Consider the following 19,465-nt stretch of genomic DNA (forward strand, 5'->3'; position numbering starts at 1 on the left):
ACAAAAATTTAAAGCTTTAAAAACACATCACAATAGATACTACTTAAAGGTTTTCGTAATTTTTCAAGTAAACCAGATTACAGAAAAAAGGTTATAATAAAAAACCTCTAAAAACATATGCTCTTAGAGGTTACAATCGAATTGTTTGTTTATAATCTACTTTTTTTTTGTGATGCAAAATAAGTAAACTAGATACTACTTTAGTATATAATCTAAACCGTATAGATTATATAGATATTATTTGTTCTTTTATAAAATTTACTTAAGCCGAAAATTCTAAATTCTGTTTTAATCCTTTTTCTTTATTTAATAAAAACACATCTAAACGTTTTAATGATTTTAAAGACATATTATAGAAGCTTTTAAAACCTTTAGAAACGAAAGAATACACATTTGTTTCTCTTTGAAACACACCCCGTTTAGCTAATCTTAAAATCAGATTTGGTTCTGTCACATCTTTATTTGATTTCGAAAATGTTTCTTCTTCCTTACTTAAAACTCTAATGCCCTTATATTCAACTTTATTCTGCCCTTTTATAATATAATGACTAACTAAAGTTCTCAAAGTTTCTTCTGTAATACTAGCCGTATTATCTATAGTTACAAAAACATCTCCTGTACCAATATTAAATCCGTGTTGCAACACAGAATGTTCACTCATATTTTTAGAGTTTTTTATAATAGTAACACGTTTACCTAAATCGTTTTTAGCTTCGTGCATCCAACTCCAAGTATCGTCTACACTAGCATTATCTATAGCTAATATTTGTAATTTTTCTTCAGGATAATCGCTTTTTACCAAGCTTATTAGAGTTTCGTATACTTGTTTACCCATATTATGAGCCGACACAATTACAGTTGTAGTAGGTAATAAATCGTCACTGATAGACGCTATTGGTTTGTGTTTTAAATATAAGTAAAATCTTACAAGAAATAAGCCGCCATTAAATGCTAACCAACCAATTAAGAAGATAAAAATGCCATAAATTATAGGATTATATATTGGGTTTAAAAGAACATCTTTAAATTCTATATAAAAAGCATATATACCAAATGCAGCACCAATCATTAACATAAAAGTGCTTATAAGTACCATTGCATTGGTAAAACTTATACGACGATCTGTAATTGATTCATTTTTAAAAATAGACTGACTTAAAGTTTCAAAATCACCAAAGATGGCTTCTGAAAGATTAAATTGGTTTGTGTTTAATGTTGCCGATTTCATAATATATGTGGTACTAAATTATGTTTACTTCTTTAAGTATCCGAGATACATACTTGGATACGATAGTAATTTAGCAATACATATGCCAACAGACATAACAAACTATAAAACAGCATCTTAATCAAGAAACACCAGTAAAATTTGTGTGTAATTTTTATACACATACATTCTTAATGTATACTAATTATACACAATGCTTTTACACACTTGAAAACTCGACAAAAAGGAAGACCAACTAGGATGCTTCTTTTTCTTCGAATAGGCAATATTTATTTTTATTTGATTATAATATAAAACGTAGTTATTTTATTGAAATTAAATTTTGAAACAATTTTAACTTAAGGCACTATCATTTTAAATCGTTGCAATATTTGATGAATAAACTCTAATTTTTCCTGAACCTTATCTGAAATCACAAAAGGATATACATCTGTAATACCCATAGACCTATTTATGCTATTAACAGCATAAAACAAGGGAGATATTTCATCTAAAATGGTTTTAAATGGCAGATTATCCTTGTAAGGATAAATAGCAGAAATACGCATATGTTCAGAATTCTTTAAATTAGGATTACCTTGTAAACCAAAATAAAAAGCAGTTTCCATAGCATCTAAAATATGAAGGTAATGTGCCCAAGTTTCTGCCCAATCTTCCCATGGATGCGATGATGCATATGTACTTATAAAGTTATTTTTCCAATTTTTAGGTGCTCCATTAGCATAATGCGTTTTTAAAGCTTCGGCGTAATCCTGTCTTTCATCTCCAAATAAACTTCTATAAGCTTCTAAAAACTCATTATTGTTTCTAAAAATTCTATCCCAATAATAATGTCCAACTTCATGTCTGAAATGCCCGATTAAGGTTCTGTATTTTTCATTTAAAGATATACGCATTTGCTCGCGCGTTACAGTATCTGCTTCTGCCAAAAGAATTGTAATCACACCATTTGCATGTCCTGTCATCACTTTTTTTCCGTTTGCATTTGCATCTTCTTTAGATAAAAAGTCGAAGAACAGCCCTGTATCTGGGCTTTCAAATTTACTTATTAAAGGAAGCTCTAAACGTTGTAAAGCATAAATAAGTCTATGTTTGGCAATCTCCATAATTTGCCAACGCTCGTAATATTCTGGCACCGATAAATCTGGAATTGTTCTATTTAAATCACACGATGTACAGAACCCCGTTTCATCGTCTATAGGAACCAACCAATTACATGCATGTAAATTTTTATTTTTACAATAGGTGTAATTTAGATTATTCACAGTCCATTTTAAATGACTAGAATTATTAGCAAAAATCTCGTTCTCTGAGTCTAAATACCCCAAAGCCGATCCGCAACTTTCACAAGTTGTATTCTCGAAAAACACAGGAAAATCGCAATGACTACATTGAAATATCTTCATAAGAAACACGTATTAGAAATAAATTATAGGTAAATGATACTCAATAATTTCGAGCTAAATATAATCTAATTTTTTTCCAAAAAAACGTAAGACTGCATCTTTTGTGATTATTTAATTATTAAAAAAAAGGCCATTATCACACCTTACTAAAATGTAACAAAAGCCTTTCTTCCCTTTATAGAATTAATAACAATATAAATCCAAAAATTCTTGTGTTAAGAACGTTTGAAACTGTTTTATCTTAATGTTTAAATAAGTCCTAAATCTTTTACTATAGCTACTAAATGTGTAACATTATTAGCTTTAAAATTATCTTTTAATTTATTTAATCGCTTCTCAATAGAGCTTAAACTTCGAGGCGAAATATTTTTTTCTTCTAACAATTTACTAATATCACTTTGCGATAGCCCCATAGATAGATACTTAATCAAGTTTATATCGTAATCTTGAATATCTAGAGATGCATGGGGGCTCAAAGCATTTTCTACTTGTGGTGAAAGAAACAATTTATTGTCTTGAATTTCTAAAATAGCCTGACCTAATTCCGCAGAACTTTTTCGGCCTTTACAAACATAAGCGTTAATATTATATTTATTAACCAAGCCTCTTACGCGCTGTAATCGGTTTTCCATAGAGTAGACTATAATGGGTATTTTAAAACCATAATCCCTTACAGCAATAACAAGCTCGTCTCCGGAAAGAATAACACCTTCATGAAAATCTGCTTTGAAAGATAGATCTGTTATCATTAAATCGAATGAATCTTTATCTTGTTCAGCCTTTTTTAGCTTAAGGAAGGCTTCATCGCAATATTGTGCTTTTTCTACATTTGTAATACCTTTACTTTTTAACACTGCAAGTAGACCTTCGTTTACAATATCGTAATCATCTACTATTAAAACTTTTTTAAACATGTTCTATATGGTTATTTTAGCTTTAAACCCTTTATCTAGTTCTGTTTCAAAAGTAATAGTTCCATTAATATTTTTTATACGGTTTTCCACATTCTGGATACCAGACCCCTTTATTAATTTACATCCAGAGCCATTATCACTATAAAAAAACTCTATATTTTTATTAATCTTACTAAATTTTAAGACTACAATTGAAGCCCGACTGTGCTTCTTCATATTTACTAACAGTTCCTGAATAACCCTATAAATAACAACTTTTTTATAGTGTTTAACCTTATTCCAATTTATTTCTGACGGAAAACTTTTTATAATATTTACCTGATTACTTTTATAACCTAGCAACAAATCATTCAGTAATTCTTCAAAATTAAAATCGACATCTAACGGACTATTTTCTTTAGAAATATCTCGAGTGCGTTCGTAAATACTCTCTAATTCATCTAAAACTTCATCCTTAACACCTGGTTGTTCTTGTAATTTATTCATTACACGATGCACATCATTAGCAACCTCATCGTGTATCTTTTTAGAAATTCGTTTTTCTGTATTATAAATTTGAAATAATTTCTCCTTTCTATATTTATATTGCTGAAAAATAAATACAAAAACAGACATTAAAGCAATAAATATTCCTATAGATAAATACGTAAGTTTCCAGCGTTTCTCGCGCTCCTTTTGTAATAAACTCTCTTTTGCTAAGTTTTCCTTCTCTGTATAATCATATTTAATCTTAGCATATTTATTTTCCTGTAATTGTTTTATTGTATTTAGGCTATCTGTGAGCTTTAAATACGTGATTACATTTGGACTAGGAGCTATAGAAATTAAATTAATTAATCCTTCTTTTAAAAACGATGGACTATTAACTTGTTTTGCAATATCATACCCTTTTTGGGCATAAATAAGCGCCTTATCTAATTCGTTTCTATCTTTGTAATATTCAGACAAATGTGAATAGCTGGCATAAATACTCATGCTATGTTTAATAGCTTTTTTCAATTCTAAAGCCTTTAACATATTATCTAAACCTTCTGGTTTATTAAGTTTAGATTGCACAAAACCTAAATTATCTAAAGCTCGATAAGTTTGCAACGTGTCGTTTAACTTTTTACTTTCATTATAAATTTTTAAAAACTCTAATTCTGCTAATTCGTATTTATTTTGTTGAATATAAATTAGCGCTTTATTATTTTGTATAATATTAATATACTTCTGGTTTTTAGCTATATCAAGACTTTTATTATAGTATTTAATTGCAGAATCGTAATCCAATAACTGATCGTAAATTTTACCTAGACGATTATAAAGCCCAATCTTATTCTGAATGGCCTTTTTTGTTTTAGAATTTCCTAATAAAGTAAGAGCATCTACTATAGAACTTTCACTCCCATAATAATCGCCCAAATAGTATTGAATTACAGATAATTTTTGCGTATAATAAACAGCATAAGATGTATCTTTTTCTTTTATACTATTTGTTTTCATTTTATCGAAATACAAATAAGCCTTGGTTAAAGACGTGTCGTTACTAGGATTAGAAATTAAATTATTATAATACGAAAGACTATCTATTTGTTTATTTTGAAAACCATAAATAGTTTGAAATGAGAATACAAATATTACGATGAAAACTCCTAGAAATAAGTTTCTGTTTTTAAAAAAATTCATACTTTAAAAATATGAAGATATTTTGAGTTTATTAGAAAGAAAAGTGTAAGATGTTAAGCATGCAAAATTGAATATTGAAACTATATTTTACGGGTTTTTATATAAATATTCTCTAAATTATTAATATTCTGATTTAAGTTGAAGTTTCCATGAAAGAGGGCCTTTGAGTTTTTAGAAAATTCATTGTACAACTCCTTGTCGTTCAATAGTCTTAAAACATACTCAGACATCTTATTAACATTCTCGTTGTCTACAAGAAATCCATTATAATTATGTTTTACTAGATCTCTATTACCATCTACATTTGTAGCGACAATAGGCTTAGCTAAAGCTAAACTTTCAATAACAGAATAAGGTAATCCCTCATACCTTGCTGTAGAAATATAAAATTTTGAACTTTTAATTATGTTAAAAATATCTTCACGTTTTGTCCATTCTAAAAGTGTAATATTTGTTTCTAAATCTAACTCCTTTATTTTATTTACAACATCTGACAAATTTGGAGAATGGTAACCGACTCCCATCAAAATTAAATGAATATCATTTTCTTGTTTTTTAACTTCAAATAAAACATCTAACATCAGTTCTATATTTTTTTGAAAAGAAGGTCTTCCTACAGAACAAATATAGTTATCTGGCCAAGTTTTAGGTATACTTAAATTATTAAAACTTGTAATTGGTAATATTGAATTATTAAAAAGATATACATTCTCCTTTTTATAACCTACATCAACAAGCCCTCTATCAATCTCTGAGTTTGATGTTGCCAATAATTTTGAATTAATATTTTTATAGAATTTCTCTATAAACAAAAACAAGCTACGCTTAAAACCATAATCTACACTTAAATATGAATAAGCATGGGGTGTATGTAAAACATTTACTTTATAAAAAACACTTGCAGATCTAGCTATAATCCCCCCTTTAGCACTATGAGCATGCACAATATCTGGTCTTTCATTCTTAAATATTTTAACAACTTGAGAAATAGATTTAAAATCTTTAATAAAATTAATTTCTCTATTAATTGGAAGTTGATAAACCTTAACAGGCTGGCCATCTGGACGAAAATAACCTTTAGAAGCATCTCCCCCCCCTTTAATTATAATATGTTCAAATTTATTGTGATCTATTGTTGCCAATAGTAATCTTAAATAAACATCAACACCACCTACTGCATGTAAAACATGAATAACTTTTATCATATTTTTTTAAATTCTAATTTAACATTTCTATTTTTTAGTAAAGAGATCCAAACAAGTGAAAACAAATAACATCCTATCTGTCTATGAAAGATATTTTCTATCAATAAAATTAACATTACACTCCCTAAAAGCGACAATGTATAAAAACTAATTCTAGAAATCGTTAACATTAAATATAAGATTAGAAGAAACAAAACAATCCCAATCCACCCAGAGCTTAATAGAAAATCTATATACTGATTATGGGAATTAAAACTACGCTTTACATACCAATTTCTTTTTTTATTTACATCGATATTACTATTGTAACAATTTACAAGTTGACTTTTAACATCATAAAATCCATTCCCTAAAAAAGGGTTAAAATTATTCTTGAATATTCCATAAGCACAACTCCAAATTAAAACCCTTGGTTCTTGTTGTGACACCTTCTCATAATAACTAATATGATACTTATTATCTGAATGAAAAAATCGATTTGTTAAGTTCTTATTTAACATAAAAAATATTCCAATGAACATTATAAATGAAATTATACTCCAAAATTTTATTTTTACACTTTCTAAACTTAAAAAAAAGAGAATCAGGATGTAAACAATACAAACAATTGCAATTCTAGCCGCAATAATAAAACAAAATGAAAGCAATAAACTTATTAAAACTAAACATAAAACCTTAACCTTAATTTCCTTATTATTCTTGAATAACTCTAATAAAAACACCAGACTAATAGCGACACAAAACCCTATGTATATGCGTTCGGATACTAAAATCTGATTAATAAAATCTCCTGAAGTAAAATTAAAGTTATTTTCTGAAAACCAATATTTTAACACACCTATAAAAGAGATTAAAACAGATAAAACAGTACCTCCTATAAACCAAAGTTTACATTTATTAAAATTAGAAACATTAATTCCTAAGAGTACAATTATAACTGGTAGCAATAATTTTTTTAAAATAAAAAAATCTTCAGAAACTCTATTTTCAAATACAGCAATAAGATATATATATAAAACGAACCCTAACCAAACTATATAACTTTTATTTTTAAATAAAGACTTAAATTGATTCTTTTTAAATACTACCAAATAGATAGCCAATAATACTCCTATTAAAATATTTGGAACAGCACTTACATATTCTTCAAAAGGCACAACTAGCCAAAAAATTAAGAATAAATATTCGTAAAAAATCTCAAGGTATTTTTTGTAATTCATCAGTTAGATTCTCTTTACTTTTTAAAGATCAATTTTAATTTTGTTGTGGCTTCTCTTGACATAAAAAATAAAATAGTATTTCTAATTAAACCATATATAGGATAAAATCCAAAATGAAAATTTTCTAATATAATTTTTATTCTATGCTTAACTTGCAACTGTCTCCTTTTTGATGAAATAGAATTTGATGATATTTCATAATACAATAAAGGTTCTGGTAAATTAGCTACTTGAAACTTTCTCATTATCCTAAAAAAAAGGGCATAATCTTGAGCCGCTCTGGTATATTTTTCATCATACATTTCAACACTCTTAAAAACTTTAGTTCTAATAACAACTGTAGGGTGAACGAACATATTATTTAAATACATTTTCTTTTTTATTTCTTCATGTTTAAGAGGATGGTTTAACATAAATAATTCGTTACCTACTTCATCTACAACAACTGCACAAGTTCCTAACAATTTTATTTTATCATTGTTATCAAGGAAATCTAATTGTTTCGAAAATTTATTTTTAAAACAACGATCTCCACAATCCAGACGTCCGATGAATTCATATTTATTCGTTTGAGCAAAAAAAATGCCTTTATTTAAAGCGCTGCTCAACCCTTTATTTTCTTCTAAATATTTAAAATAAATCTCACCATTTTTATAAGCTTTTTTTAACTCTACTTCATTTGGTTTTCTACTACTACCATCATCTATAATTAATACATCTACTTGTATTATATCATCTATAGATCGAATAGATGTTTCTAAACATTCAGGATTATTGTAATGGGGTATTAAAACTATTATTCTCTTTTCGTTTATCACGAGTTCCTTGTCTTTGTATTAAAATTATTAGCGTTAAACATAACCAAAAAAAGTAAATTCTAAATGTGTCCATTTTTAACCAATTAAAAATAAATCCAACCATAGAAATTGTAATCATTAAAGGAATTACAGACTGTAAACCTTGTCTTTTAAAAGTCTTTTTATAGCACCATGAAAATATTATTACTATTAAGAACATAAAAAGAATAAAACCAATTACACCTGTCTCTGCCAATAGTCGCAAATACAAATTAAACCCCGGAGGGAAACTTTTATGTTTGTCATTTAAATACTTTAACCTAAATTCCCAATTTCCTTTAACAGCCCATTCCGGATACAATTTACTAGATTCGAAAGCTTGTAACCCATAACCTGTGCCTTTTAATGGATTATTTAAAAACACCTCAAACATAGCTGTCTGTATACCAAATCTAGTTTTATTAGACATAGCATGTACATCATCACTAGTCTTAAAAGACATCACTTTTGACGATACGTATCCAATAATAGGCTTTGAGTAAAAAAGCATCATTAAAGTACCTAAAACCAAACTAATAAGAAATATATTGATAAAAAGTTTTTTAAACTTTTTATCCTTCATTAAATACATTCCTAAAATTAAAACTTGTATAACAATAACAAAAATACCTGCACGAGAACCGCTTAAAAAAGATAAAATAATGGTTAAAAACATTGGAATAAATCTCTTAATACCTTTTTCTGTCAGTACATAACTAAACATCCAACCTGCTATACTAATTAAATATGTAGCCAAAGCAGGAGACTCAAAAGAAACAGACGACATTCTATTGGTTGTCCAGTCTATATGGGCTTTAGTAAAAGGAAAATAATTAAATAAATTAAGAATTGGCATTAATTCCATCCTTTTCCCCTTAACAATTAAAAACTCTACAACCCCATATAGAGCAACGATAATTAAGGAATATAATATAACTTTTCTTAGAGTATAAAAAATTTCATCTACTTCATAATGCCTAAAGACGTTATAAAAAACATAAATCAAAAAAACAGAAGATAAAAGAAATGAGGTAATTTGTCTTATGAATCGATTAAGACCTGAAGTATGCTTAAAATAATAATGAGACATATCGTAAACATTTAATATCCCACTAATAAAAAAATAAAACACGATTAAAAGCACTATTTTAAATAAAGTACTATAAAATGGAAATTCAATTTTTTTAGTAAAAAAAATAAACACACCTGATAGAAAAAAAAAGAAAAAGCAAGAATCTCTATTAAATTCCCCCAAAACTTTAAAACCATTAAAAGAATTAAAAGGCATAAAAAAAACGCCTAATAATAGTAATGTATATGGTAATGATTTTCGAATGAATATAGTTTTCATTAAACCTTAGTTTTTTTGATAAAATTTCTTGTTCCATCCAGAAACATCTACTCCTATTTTTTTTATGTTTGAAACGTCCTCAGATAATTCTTTTACTAAAAAATCTTCTGCTTTCTCATCAATTAACGGAGTTGGTTTTCTATAATTATTTACAACTTTGTTTTTTATGTTTTTTACTTCAACTGGAATAGGAAACCTTTTCTTTATAAAACTTTTTAATTTACTCTGCTTAAAAAATGTTCGAGTAATAAAATTATCTTCAAAAACACCACCTTCATTATATCGCTCACTCAAATTAGTAGGCGTATAGTCTGCATTAACATTTAAAAAAGTAAAAATACTTTTAATTGTTTCATTTGGTTTTGAGTTTAATTCTTCCTGTGTTATAATTAATACATCACTAAAAACTTCCTGAGCCTTTTGCACCTTTTCTGTATATGTAGAATTAAAACGATAATACCAAAAGTCTGAAAATTTCTTCTTCTTCCTATTTTCTTCCTCTAAAAGGGCCTCATAAAAGCCTAAAGTTTCTCTTCCTTCTCTAACAAGGTGTAAATAGTTTGAATAAGCCCGTTTAACAGGGTCTCTTAACAAGATAATCACCTTAGGATCGAACAACCTATCTTTTATCTCTTTAAACTTCTCAGGATAGTTAATATAAGATGGAGAAGCATCTCCAATAGCCAACTCGTCTCCTACGTTTTTAAAAGATTTTTCGTAATCTTCAAATAATTTAATCTGACTTATTTTAGTTGCTTTATCTCCTGGCCCTTGATTAAGTTTTGAAAGAATACTATTGGTAAAAAAATGTAATTCTTTTTGTTTAGGCATAAATATTTCAGGATGATTCTCTAAATAATAATGCAAAGCAGAAGATCCACATTTTGGGAATCCTGAAATTATAAAATTAGGAAGTTTAGATTTCATATAATTAATCTGAATTTCTGTATCAACTAATAACGTTTAAACGTTATTAAAAACAATTATTTATTTTTAATAATAAAAAAAGGAGTTAAAATGAGTAAATAAAAAAAGTACTCGTTTTTAAACAAATATTTTAGATTCCTGCTAGAAAAATTCTCCTTCCTTAATAGGGACAAGTAAACCCATCTCCCATTAAAGTATAAGGCTTTAATTTTCCAAATAAATTTCTTTTTCCAGGGAATTTTATCTTTTAAATAATCATCTATAGATGATATCCATTTTAAATTATCTAAACGCTTATTAAAATTTAGTGTAAGACTCTCATTGTATTCTGCTTCACACCATTGTCCCACAATATCTTTTGAGACCATTACATTTGAATGAATAGCCAGTTTTAATAAAGATTCTGAATCTGAAGAAATTACATCCAACGAGTAAAAATTATGTTTAAGCGCTTCTGATCTTTTATAAATAGAAGTAAGATGAGAAAATTTATATTTAGTGAATAATCCATAAATAAAATCTTCTCCTTTTATCAATTTATTTTTATCATTTATTCTATGCAAAATATTCTTTACTTTATTATTCTTCTTAACACTTTTACAAGCAATATATATAAAAGGGCGATCAGAACTAATAACCCCTAGTATTCTATTTATTCCACTACTTATAAAAGATTTATCTATCAATAAATCATCACCATCTAAATTTAAAACATACTCTCCTTTTGCTCTATTATATAAAGTAGTGTGATAATTCTTAACTCTACCTAAATTTGTTTTATTTCTAAAATATTTGATTTTACGATTTACTTTCAAATATTTTTCACAGATCTCTTCGGTATTATCCGGAGAACAGTCATCGGAAATAATAATTTCTAAATTAGCGTAGTCCTGAATCAAAGCACTTTCTATTGTTTTTCCAATATAATTTGCTTGGTTATAGGTAGGAATCATTATACTAACAAGTGGTAATTTTATACTATCCAATGAAATAATTTTTTAGTTTTTATTATATATATTTTATGAAATAATTCAAATAATTGAGCCAAAGCAATTCCCCATGAGATAGTATATAAATCTAATATTTCAAACCTCCAGCAAAAGAATGTAATAATCAAATAAAATAGAGTTGAATAAAGCAAATTTAGAGTAAACTCTTTATTTAGCCCGTTTGTAATTAACACACAAGATCCTATTAATGATGCTAGTGGTCTTAATACCATTATACCTAATATGGGTATTAAAGAACTTGCAGATAACATGGCTTCTCCTCCTAATAACGTAACAATAAAGTCTCGAAAAATAACTAAGATTAAATAACAAAAAATCAAACTAAAAAATTCAAATAATAATATTTTTTTAAACCATCTATTATCTTTTTTTGTTGCTACTACAGGAAAAACGACATTAGTAACATTATTAAATACGCTAACAACAACTTTAACAACTTTAAATGCTAAATCGTAATAAGCTAAAGCTTGGTTCCCTAATAAAGCACCAACTAAAAAAGCAGGTGTATTATCTTTTATATTGGAAACGCGTGATATAAAAATCAGATAAGAATCTTTTATATGATATTTTAAAACACTAATACTGCATATTTTAAACTTAACTTCATGAAGTTTAAAAACCACAAACAAAGAAACTAATCCGGCTATAACCCCACCTACTCCATTAAATAATGGCACTAAAATATAATCAGATTTTTTGACGACTAAGAAGAAGATTAATACTAAGCTAATTAATTTACTAATTAATGAAAACAGTGTAATATATTTCATTTTTTCAATGCCTTGAAAATACCAAACAGGAAATACAAATTCATAAAAACACAACCACATTGTAAGCACAAATAATATCTTATTATTTCCTACTTGAGGTATCAAAAAAAACAGAAGAATTAAAATGAAAAATGAAAAGACAAATAATAAAAACTTAATTATAAAAGTAGCACTAACTATTTCACTTAATTTTTCAGGAGAATCTCTATTAATACTCACCTCCTTAGTCGCAGTAACATTAAACCCAAAGGAAACAAAAATAACCAAATAAGCAATTGTTGTTTGGGCAAACACCGTTAACCCATAATTTTCTGCTTCCAATACTCTAATAAGATATGGATATATTATTAACGGAGAAAGTACATTAAATAAATTCAATGCGGTTAAGTAAGAAAAATTTTCTAAAATTTTATTGTTTTTTTTTTTCAAATAACTTGTCACTTATATTATTTTTAATTCTATCTAAAAAAACTCTATAATCTATAGAATAACTTTTTATAATAGATTTTATTATAAAAAAAACTAAGGATAAGCAAAAATAGCATATCCTTAGTTAAATTTCCGTAATGGAACTAATATTTATTATTTCTAAACAATCATACCTGCAGCAACAGTTTCATTTGTAGAATCATCTACTAAGATAATGCTGCCCGTAAAACGGTTTTCGCGATATGTATCTACCATTAAAGGTTTTGTTGTTCTAATTTTCACTTTAGCAATATCGTTCATACTTAAACTATCATCGCCTTCAACTCGGTTTAAGCTTTCAATATCAATTTTATAAACAACATCTTTTATCATTGCTTTTTGATCGTTAGACGTGTGTTTAATCGTATATTTTGCACGTGGTTTAGCCGGAGTATTGTTTAACCAACATAACATCACTTCTATATCTTGAGATGCTTCTGGCTTATTATTAGAACGCACAATCATATCCCCTCTTCCTATATCAATATCATCTTCTAATTGAATAGATACAGATTGCGGTGCAAAGGCTTCTTTTAATTCCTGATCGTTTAAGTTTATAGCTTTAATTACAGAAGTAAATCCAGAAGGCATTACAGTAATTTCATCGCCTACACGAAGTACACCACTTGCAACTCTACCTGCATAGCCACGATAATCTCTATGTGTATCGTTTTGTGGTCTAAGTACGGTTTGCACAGGAAAACGTGCATCAACTTTATTTACATCACTACTAATATGCATGGTCTCTAACATATTTAACATAGGCGATCCTTGGTACCATGTCATATTTTCTGAACGATTTACAACATTATCTCCATTTAAAGCACTCATAGGAATAAATCGAACATCTTTAATTAACATTTTAGATGAAATTTGCTCGAACTGAGATACAATATCGTTAAAAACATCTTCAGAATAATCTACAAGATCCATTTTATTCACACACACAATAACATGTGGAATATTCAATAAAGATGCTATAAATGCATGGCGTTTTGTTTGTTCAATAACTCCATGTCTTGCATCTATTAATATAGTCGCTACATTAGCAGTAGAAGCTCCTGTTACCATATTTCTGGTATACTGAATATGTCCTGGAGTATCTGCTATAATGAATTTACGCTTCGGTGTTGTAAAATATCTATACGCAACATCTATTGTTATTCCTTGTTCACGCTCGTCTTTTAAACCGTCTGTAAACAACGCTAAATCGACACCAGCGTGACCTCTTTTCTTACTCGTATTTTCAATAGCTTGTAACTGATCCTCAAAAATAGATTTTGAATCGTATAGTAAGCGACCAATTAAGGTACTTTTTCCATCATCTACACTCCCTGCTGTTGTAAATCTTAATAATTGGTTATTATCTAACATATCTACGTATTCTAAAAATTATTATTTGTTGGTTTAAAAGTATCCTTGACGTTTTCTATCTTCCATGGCAGATTCTGATCGCTTATCGTCGCTTCTGTTTCCTCTTTCTGTTTGTCGCATTCCAGCAACTTCATCTGCGATCTTAGCTAATGTATCAGCATCAGATTCAATACCTCCAGTAATAGTAATATCTCCTAATGTTCTAAATCGTATTTTTTTTGTAACGACTTCTTCGTGATCTTCTAAAACTAAAAATTCTGAATTTGGAATCCATGCATCTTGTCTCCAAACTACTTCACGTTCATGCGCAAAGTATAAAGAAGGTATCGCAATATTTTCGCGCTTTATGTAATTCCAAACATCCATTTCTGTCCAGTTACTAATAGGAAATGCTCTAAAATGTTCGCCTTCAAAATATTTACCATTAAAAATATTCCAAAGTTCTGGACGTTGATTTTTGGGATCCCACTGTCCGAAATCATCTCTATGAGAAAAGAAACGTTCTTTTGCTCTTGCTTTTTCTTCATCACGACGTCCTCCACCAATAGCACAATCTACTTTATTTGATTCAATAGCATCTAAAAGTGTTGTAATTTGAAGTGCATTACGTGTAGCATTTTTACCTTTTTCTTCAGCAACTCTACCATCGTCTATCGATTCTTGCACAGAACCAACAATTAAGTTCACACCTAATTCTTTAATAATATCATCTCTAAATTGAATAGTTTCAGGAAAGTTATGCCCTGTATCTACATGCATTAAAGGAAAAGGTATTTTAGAAGGATAAAATGCTTTTTTAGCCAAATGGGTAATTACAATAGAATCTTTTCCTCCTGAAAATAAAATAACAGGATTTTGAAATTGAGCCCAAACTTCTCGTAAAACATAGATAGCCTCACTCTCTAATTCATCTAAATAATTTAAATAATACTTATTACTACTCATTGCTCAATAATTTTAATTTAGGTAAAATATATTCTACTATTTTATTTGCTGCATCTTCTACAGATACCTCTTCTGTTTTTATTTCTATATCAGGGTTTTCTGGAGCCTCGTAAGGTGCCGAAATCCCTGTCATATTTTTTATTTCTCCTGCTCTTGCTTTCTTGTAAAGACCCTTTGTATCACGTCGTTCACATTCCTCAACACTTGTATTGATGTAAATTTCGACAAAATTATCATCCTTAACAATATTTTTAATGTTTAACCTATCTTTTTGGTAAGGTGAAACAAAAGCGGCTAAAGTTACAACACCTGCATCTATCATTAAATTTGAAATTTCTGCAATTCTTCGGATGTTTTCGGTACGATCTTCTGGGGCAAAAGTTAAATCGTTATTTATACCCTTTCTAATATTGTCACCGTCTAAGGTATAAGTTTTTATTCCTTTTTGAAATAATTTTTGCTCAACGACATTTGCTATTGTAGATTTTCCAGAACCAGAAAGCCCTGTAAACCACATTAAAAACGAGTTATGCTGATTCTTTTTTTGTCTATCTCCTCGAGATATTTGATAATCGTGAGGTATAATATTCTCTTTCATTATTCGTGAGTATGACGTTTATCTTTATCTAATCCGAAATTAATTTTATACCATGCTTTTTCATGTAAATAATAAAAAAACATTTTAGTAAGCACTTCTGCTCCACCAACTTTTAATCCAATCAATGGGTCTCCTGAGATTAACCAAGCTAATGTCATGGTATCCATTGTTCCAACAATACGCCAAGTTATCGTTTTAAAAATATGACGCTTGTTACTCTCTTCCAAATCGACTTTAAACCATACACGTTCGTGTAAATAATATAATATCGTTTTGGTTGTAATTTCGGCTAATCCAATTTTAAGACCTGTAAATGGATCTCCTGATATAAGCCACGACAATAATATGGTGTCTAAAGTACCGACAAATCGCCATGTAATAGCTTTAACTATGTGCCTTTTATATGAAGTATCTTTCATTTATCTATAGACTGAGTGTCCTTATATGATTAAGACAAAAATAAACATTTTTTCAACAAAAACAATTATCCTATAGAGATACTAGGAAAAAAGGATTTAATAAATTCTCCTTGTTATATAATAAAGCCTGATCTGTTTCTTTAGAAATAACCTCAACACCAACTGCATTACAAATAGCCTGACCTGCAGCAGTATCCCATTCCATAGTTGGTGCAAATCTAGGATATACGTCAGCGTTACCCTCGGCAACCAAACAGAATTTTAAAGAACTTCCCTTAGAAACAATTTCAACTTCGCTTCCTTTTGCTTTTAAAGTATCGACAAAGTCAAGTGTATCTTGACTCATATGAGAACGACTTCCAACTACTTGAACCGGATTAGAATTTTCAGCCTTGGGTTGTAATGGTATAGCATGTTCTAAAATGTAATCTATAGACGTAATATGATCTTTCAATTCTACTTTAAAACCTTCTTTATTCGTAACATCTGCATAGTATAATGTCTTCACTGATGGCACATAAATAACACCTAAAACAGGCTTTCCGTTAGTTACAAGCGCAATGTTAACAGTAAACTCACCATTACGTTTTATAAATTCCTTAGTTCCGTCTACAGGGTCTACAATCCAGCATGTATCCCAAGTTTTTCGAATCTCATAATCAGTTTGTTTATTCTCTTCACTAATAATTGGAATTTCTGTAGGAATTAAAAATGAATTGATAATATCGTTCGCTTTTTTATCGGCTTCAGTTAACGGTGATTTATCATCTTTTAACTCCACATTAAAAACGGTATCATACACTTGCATAATAACTTCTCCTGCTTTTAACGACGCCTCAATAGCGATTTTTAGATTTTCATTCATCTATAAATTTTTAATAGCTTGTTTTAAACTTACTCTCCAATGTGGAATAGCGATTTTAAAAGCTTGTTTTATTTTTGATTTATCCATGACACTAAATTGCGGGCGTGCCGCTGGTGTTGGATACGCTTCTGTTTTAATAGGAAAAACTTTTGTTTTTGTATCTGCAATGTCAAAAATAGCATCTGCAAAATCATACCAACTTGCGACACCTTCATTACTGTAATGAAATAGTCCATATTTAGTACTATTATCATTTATAATATATAACATAACTGATGCTAAATCTGTTGCATAAGTAGGCGTACCTATTTGGTCTGCCACTACGTTTAATTCAGGTCTCGTTTCTGCTAAACGTAACATGGTTTTCATGAAATTGTTTGCATGTTCTGAGTACAACCAAGATGTTCTTAAGATAAAATAAGCATCTAAGTTTTCTTGAATTGCTTGTTCTCCTTCTAGCTTTGTTAATCCATATATTCCTAAAGGTTCAGCAACATCTGTTTCTGAATATAATGCAGATGATTTCCCATCAAACACAAAATCTGTAGACACATGAATTAACTTTACGTTATTTGCTTTACAAGCAATCGCTAAATGTTTAGCGCCATCTTTATTTATTTTTCGGGCTAAATCAACATCAGATTCGGCTTTATCAACTGCTGTATATGCAGCACAATTAATACACCAATCTATGTTATTATTTTGAAAAAAATCAGCAACATGTTGATGATTAGTAATGTCTAAATCTTCTGAGTCTGTATAAATAAATTGTAGATGCTTTTCATCTTTACTTACATCCTTAATACAAGCAGCTAATTGTCCGTTTCCTCCGGTAACTAAAATTTTCATTATAAGGTTGCGTTTTCAAGTGAAGGTGAAATTGTATCTTTTTCAGATATTAACATTTCGCTTTCATCAATTTGCCAATCAATATTTAAAGTCTTATCATTATAAATAATACTGCCTTCTGAAGCTTTGTTGTAAAAGTTATCACATTTATATGAAAAAATAGCTGTCTCGCTTAATACTACAAATCCATGAGCAAAACCACGAGGTACAAATAACTGTTTTTTATTATCTTCGGTTAAATTTACAGCTACGTACTGACCAAAAGTTGGAGATCCTTTTCTAATATCTACAGCTACATCTAAAACTTCACCTTTAACCACACGAACTAACTTTGCTTGGGCATGTTCTCCTAATTGATAGTGAAGCCCTCTTAAAACTCCTCTAGAAGAAAAAGACTCGTTGTCTTGTACAAAAGTAACGTCTAGTTTTGTTAACTCTTTAAATGTTTCGGCATTATATGATTCTAAAAAATAGCCTCTTTTATCTCCAAAAACTTGTGGTTCTAAAATGAAACAATCTTTTAATTTAGTTTCTGTAACTATCATTATTTTTTACTTAAAAGTCCTTGTAAATTTCTTCCGTAACCACTCTTCATTAAAGGCGCAGCTAAAGCTTTAAATTGGTCTTCATTTATATATCCCATTTCAAACGCTGCAGCTTCAATAGAACCTATTTTTAAACCTTGACGTTCTTCTAAAACTTCAACAAATTGAGAGGCTTGCATTAAAGATTGAAACGTACCTGTATCTAACCAAGCAGTTCCTCTGTCTAGAATACTTACATTAAGATTTCCTTGTGCTAAGTATACTTTATTTACGTCTGTAATTTCTAATTCCCCTCTGTGACTAGGTACTATATTTTTAGCAATATCTACAACTGTGTTATCATAAAAGTAAATACCTGGAACGGCATAATTAGATTTTGGATGTTCTGGTTTTTCTTCAATAGAAATAGCTTGTCCATTTTCATCAAAATCTACCACTCCATAACGTTCAGGATCATGAACACGGTACGCATAAATAATTCCTCCATCAGGATCATTATTAGCTTGTAATAATTTAGCTAAACCTGTTCCGTAGAAAATATTATCTCCTAAAATTAAGGCTACTTTATCGTCTCCAATAAAATCTGCTCCAATAATAAAAGCTTCAGCTAAACCATTAGGAGCCTCTTGAACGGCATACTCGAATTTACATCCAAACTTTTTCCCATCACCTAATAAACCCTCAAATAATGGTAAATCTTTTGGTGTTGAAATAATTAAAATCTCATTTATACCAGCATACAATAAAGTTGACAACGGGTAATAAATCATTGGTTTATCGTAGATTGGCATTAATTGCTTGCTTACAGATAATGTTAAAGGGTGTAGTCTGGTTCCTGACCCTCCTGCGAGAATAATTCCTTTCATG

General features: G+C 28.9%; 19 protein-coding genes. All 19 read right to left on the reverse strand.

Features of this window, described 5'->3' with window-relative positions:
* Positions 1–262: 262 nt before the first annotated feature.
* Complete coding sequence (locus Q1B05_RS00265) at positions 263–1,228, reverse strand: glycosyltransferase (RefSeq protein WP_299776485.1); 966 nt, start codon at positions 1,226–1,228, stop codon at positions 263–265.
* A gap of 338 nt (positions 1,229–1,566) precedes the next feature.
* The gene (locus Q1B05_RS00270) at positions 1,567–2,634 is read right to left on the reverse strand and encodes a putative zinc-binding metallopeptidase (RefSeq protein ID WP_299776486.1); all 1,068 of its coding nucleotides are present in this window, start codon (positions 2,632–2,634) and stop codon (positions 1,567–1,569) included.
* Between the two features lie 248 nt (positions 2,635–2,882).
* On the reverse strand, positions 2,883–3,548 hold the full coding sequence (locus Q1B05_RS00275) for a response regulator (protein WP_299776487.1): 666 nt from the start codon (positions 3,546–3,548) through the stop codon (positions 2,883–2,885).
* Positions 3,549–3,551: 3 nt separating this feature from the next.
* Entirely contained in the window at positions 3,552–5,216 is a 1,665-nt protein-coding gene (locus Q1B05_RS00280; RefSeq protein ID WP_299776488.1) for a tetratricopeptide repeat protein, read from the reverse strand.
* A gap of 80 nt (positions 5,217–5,296) precedes the next feature.
* Positions 5,297–6,421, reverse strand: a complete 1,125-nt coding sequence (locus Q1B05_RS00285; protein WP_299776489.1) for a glycosyltransferase — start codon at positions 6,419–6,421, stop codon at positions 5,297–5,299.
* A complete protein-coding gene (locus Q1B05_RS00290) occupies positions 6,418–7,641 on the reverse strand; it encodes an O-antigen ligase family protein (RefSeq protein ID WP_299776490.1) in 1,224 nt (407 codons plus the stop codon). The genes Q1B05_RS00285 and Q1B05_RS00290 overlap by 4 nt, the downstream gene beginning before the upstream one ends.
* A gap of 14 nt (positions 7,642–7,655) precedes the next feature.
* Positions 7,656–8,459, reverse strand: a complete 804-nt coding sequence (locus tag Q1B05_RS00295) for a glycosyltransferase (RefSeq protein WP_299776491.1) — start codon at positions 8,457–8,459, stop codon at positions 7,656–7,658.
* The gene (locus tag Q1B05_RS00300) at positions 8,413–9,342 is read right to left on the reverse strand and encodes an O-antigen ligase (protein WP_299776492.1); all 930 of its coding nucleotides are present in this window, start codon (positions 9,340–9,342) and stop codon (positions 8,413–8,415) included. Before Q1B05_RS00300 ends, Q1B05_RS00295 begins: the two co-directional genes overlap by 47 nt.
* 492 nt (positions 9,343–9,834) lie before the next feature.
* A complete protein-coding gene (locus Q1B05_RS00305) occupies positions 9,835–10,755 on the reverse strand; it encodes a sulfotransferase (protein WP_299776493.1) in 921 nt (306 codons plus the stop codon).
* A 56-nt stretch (positions 10,756–10,811) separates the two neighbouring features.
* Complete coding sequence (locus Q1B05_RS00310; RefSeq protein WP_299776494.1) at positions 10,812–11,741, reverse strand: glycosyltransferase family 2 protein; 930 nt, start codon at positions 11,739–11,741, stop codon at positions 10,812–10,814.
* Entirely contained in the window at positions 11,729–12,964 is a 1,236-nt protein-coding gene (locus tag Q1B05_RS00315) for an oligosaccharide flippase family protein (protein WP_299776495.1), read from the reverse strand. Before Q1B05_RS00315 ends, Q1B05_RS00310 begins: the two co-directional genes overlap by 13 nt.
* Before the next feature lie 159 nt (positions 12,965–13,123).
* A complete protein-coding gene (locus Q1B05_RS00320; RefSeq protein ID WP_299776496.1) occupies positions 13,124–14,377 on the reverse strand; it encodes a GTP-binding protein in 1,254 nt (417 codons plus the stop codon).
* A gap of 33 nt (positions 14,378–14,410) precedes the next feature.
* Positions 14,411–15,322, reverse strand: a complete 912-nt coding sequence (cysD, locus tag Q1B05_RS00325) for a sulfate adenylyltransferase subunit CysD (RefSeq protein ID WP_299776497.1) — start codon at positions 15,320–15,322, stop codon at positions 14,411–14,413.
* Complete coding sequence (cysC, locus tag Q1B05_RS00330; RefSeq protein WP_299776498.1) at positions 15,315–15,920, reverse strand: adenylyl-sulfate kinase; 606 nt, start codon at positions 15,918–15,920, stop codon at positions 15,315–15,317. Before cysC ends, cysD begins: the two co-directional genes overlap by 8 nt.
* Complete coding sequence (locus Q1B05_RS00335) at positions 15,920–16,339, reverse strand: DUF2061 domain-containing protein (RefSeq protein ID WP_299776499.1); 420 nt, start codon at positions 16,337–16,339, stop codon at positions 15,920–15,922. The genes cysC and Q1B05_RS00335 overlap by 1 nt, the downstream gene beginning before the upstream one ends.
* Positions 16,340–16,409: 70 nt before the next feature.
* A complete protein-coding gene (cysQ, locus tag Q1B05_RS00340; protein ID WP_299776500.1) occupies positions 16,410–17,204 on the reverse strand; it encodes a 3'(2'),5'-bisphosphate nucleotidase CysQ in 795 nt (264 codons plus the stop codon).
* The gene (gene rfbD, locus Q1B05_RS00345) at positions 17,205–18,053 is read right to left on the reverse strand and encodes a dTDP-4-dehydrorhamnose reductase (protein ID WP_299776501.1); all 849 of its coding nucleotides are present in this window, start codon (positions 18,051–18,053) and stop codon (positions 17,205–17,207) included. It abuts the gene before it with no gap.
* Positions 18,053–18,598, reverse strand: a complete 546-nt coding sequence (gene rfbC, locus Q1B05_RS00350; RefSeq protein ID WP_299776502.1) for a dTDP-4-dehydrorhamnose 3,5-epimerase — start codon at positions 18,596–18,598, stop codon at positions 18,053–18,055. The genes rfbD and rfbC overlap by 1 nt, the downstream gene beginning before the upstream one ends.
* The gene (rfbA, locus tag Q1B05_RS00355; protein ID WP_299776503.1) at positions 18,598–19,464 is read right to left on the reverse strand and encodes a glucose-1-phosphate thymidylyltransferase RfbA; all 867 of its coding nucleotides are present in this window, start codon (positions 19,462–19,464) and stop codon (positions 18,598–18,600) included. Before rfbA ends, rfbC begins: the two co-directional genes overlap by 1 nt.
* Between the last annotated feature and the right edge of the window lies 1 nt (position 19,465).

The organism is uncultured Formosa sp. (assembly GCF_947500765.1).
Lineage (GTDB): Bacteria > Bacteroidota > Bacteroidia > Flavobacteriales > Flavobacteriaceae > Formosa.

Excerpts from the sequence above, each read along its gene's own strand:
- Q1B05_RS00265 (WP_299776485.1), bottom strand. The coding sequence starts at position 1,228 with ATGAAATCGGCAACATTAAACACAAACCAATTTAATCTTTCAGAAGCC.
- Q1B05_RS00270 (WP_299776486.1), bottom strand. The coding sequence starts at position 2,634 with ATGAAGATATTTCAATGTAGTCATTGCGATTTTCCTGTGTTTTTCGAG.
- Q1B05_RS00275 (WP_299776487.1), bottom strand. The coding sequence starts at position 3,548 with ATGTTTAAAAAAGTTTTAATAGTAGATGATTACGATATTGTAAACGAA.
- Q1B05_RS00280 (WP_299776488.1), bottom strand. The coding sequence starts at position 5,216 with ATGAATTTTTTTAAAAACAGAAACTTATTTCTAGGAGTTTTCATCGTA.
- Q1B05_RS00285 (WP_299776489.1), bottom strand. The coding sequence starts at position 6,421 with ATGATAAAAGTTATTCATGTTTTACATGCAGTAGGTGGTGTTGATGTT.
- Q1B05_RS00290 (WP_299776490.1), bottom strand. The coding sequence starts at position 7,641 with ATGAATTACAAAAAATACCTTGAGATTTTTTACGAATATTTATTCTTA.
- Q1B05_RS00300 (WP_299776492.1), bottom strand. The coding sequence starts at position 9,342 with ATGGAATTAATGCCAATTCTTAATTTATTTAATTATTTTCCTTTTACT.
- Q1B05_RS00305 (WP_299776493.1), bottom strand. The coding sequence starts at position 10,755 with ATGAAATCTAAACTTCCTAATTTTATAATTTCAGGATTCCCAAAATGT.
- Q1B05_RS00320 (WP_299776496.1), bottom strand. The coding sequence starts at position 14,377 with ATGTTAGATAATAACCAATTATTAAGATTTACAACAGCAGGGAGTGTA.
- cysD (WP_299776497.1), bottom strand. The coding sequence starts at position 15,322 with ATGAGTAGTAATAAGTATTATTTAAATTATTTAGATGAATTAGAGAGT.
- cysC (WP_299776498.1), bottom strand. The coding sequence starts at position 15,920 with ATGAAAGAGAATATTATACCTCACGATTATCAAATATCTCGAGGAGAT.
- Q1B05_RS00335 (WP_299776499.1), bottom strand. The coding sequence starts at position 16,339 with ATGAAAGATACTTCATATAAAAGGCACATAGTTAAAGCTATTACATGG.
- cysQ (WP_299776500.1), bottom strand. The coding sequence starts at position 17,204 with ATGAATGAAAATCTAAAAATCGCTATTGAGGCGTCGTTAAAAGCAGGA.
- rfbD (WP_299776501.1), bottom strand. The coding sequence starts at position 18,053 with ATGAAAATTTTAGTTACCGGAGGAAACGGACAATTAGCTGCTTGTATT.
- rfbC (WP_299776502.1), bottom strand. The coding sequence starts at position 18,598 with ATGATAGTTACAGAAACTAAATTAAAAGATTGTTTCATTTTAGAACCA.
- rfbA (WP_299776503.1), bottom strand. The coding sequence starts at position 19,464 with ATGAAAGGAATTATTCTCGCAGGAGGGTCAGGAACCAGACTACACCCT.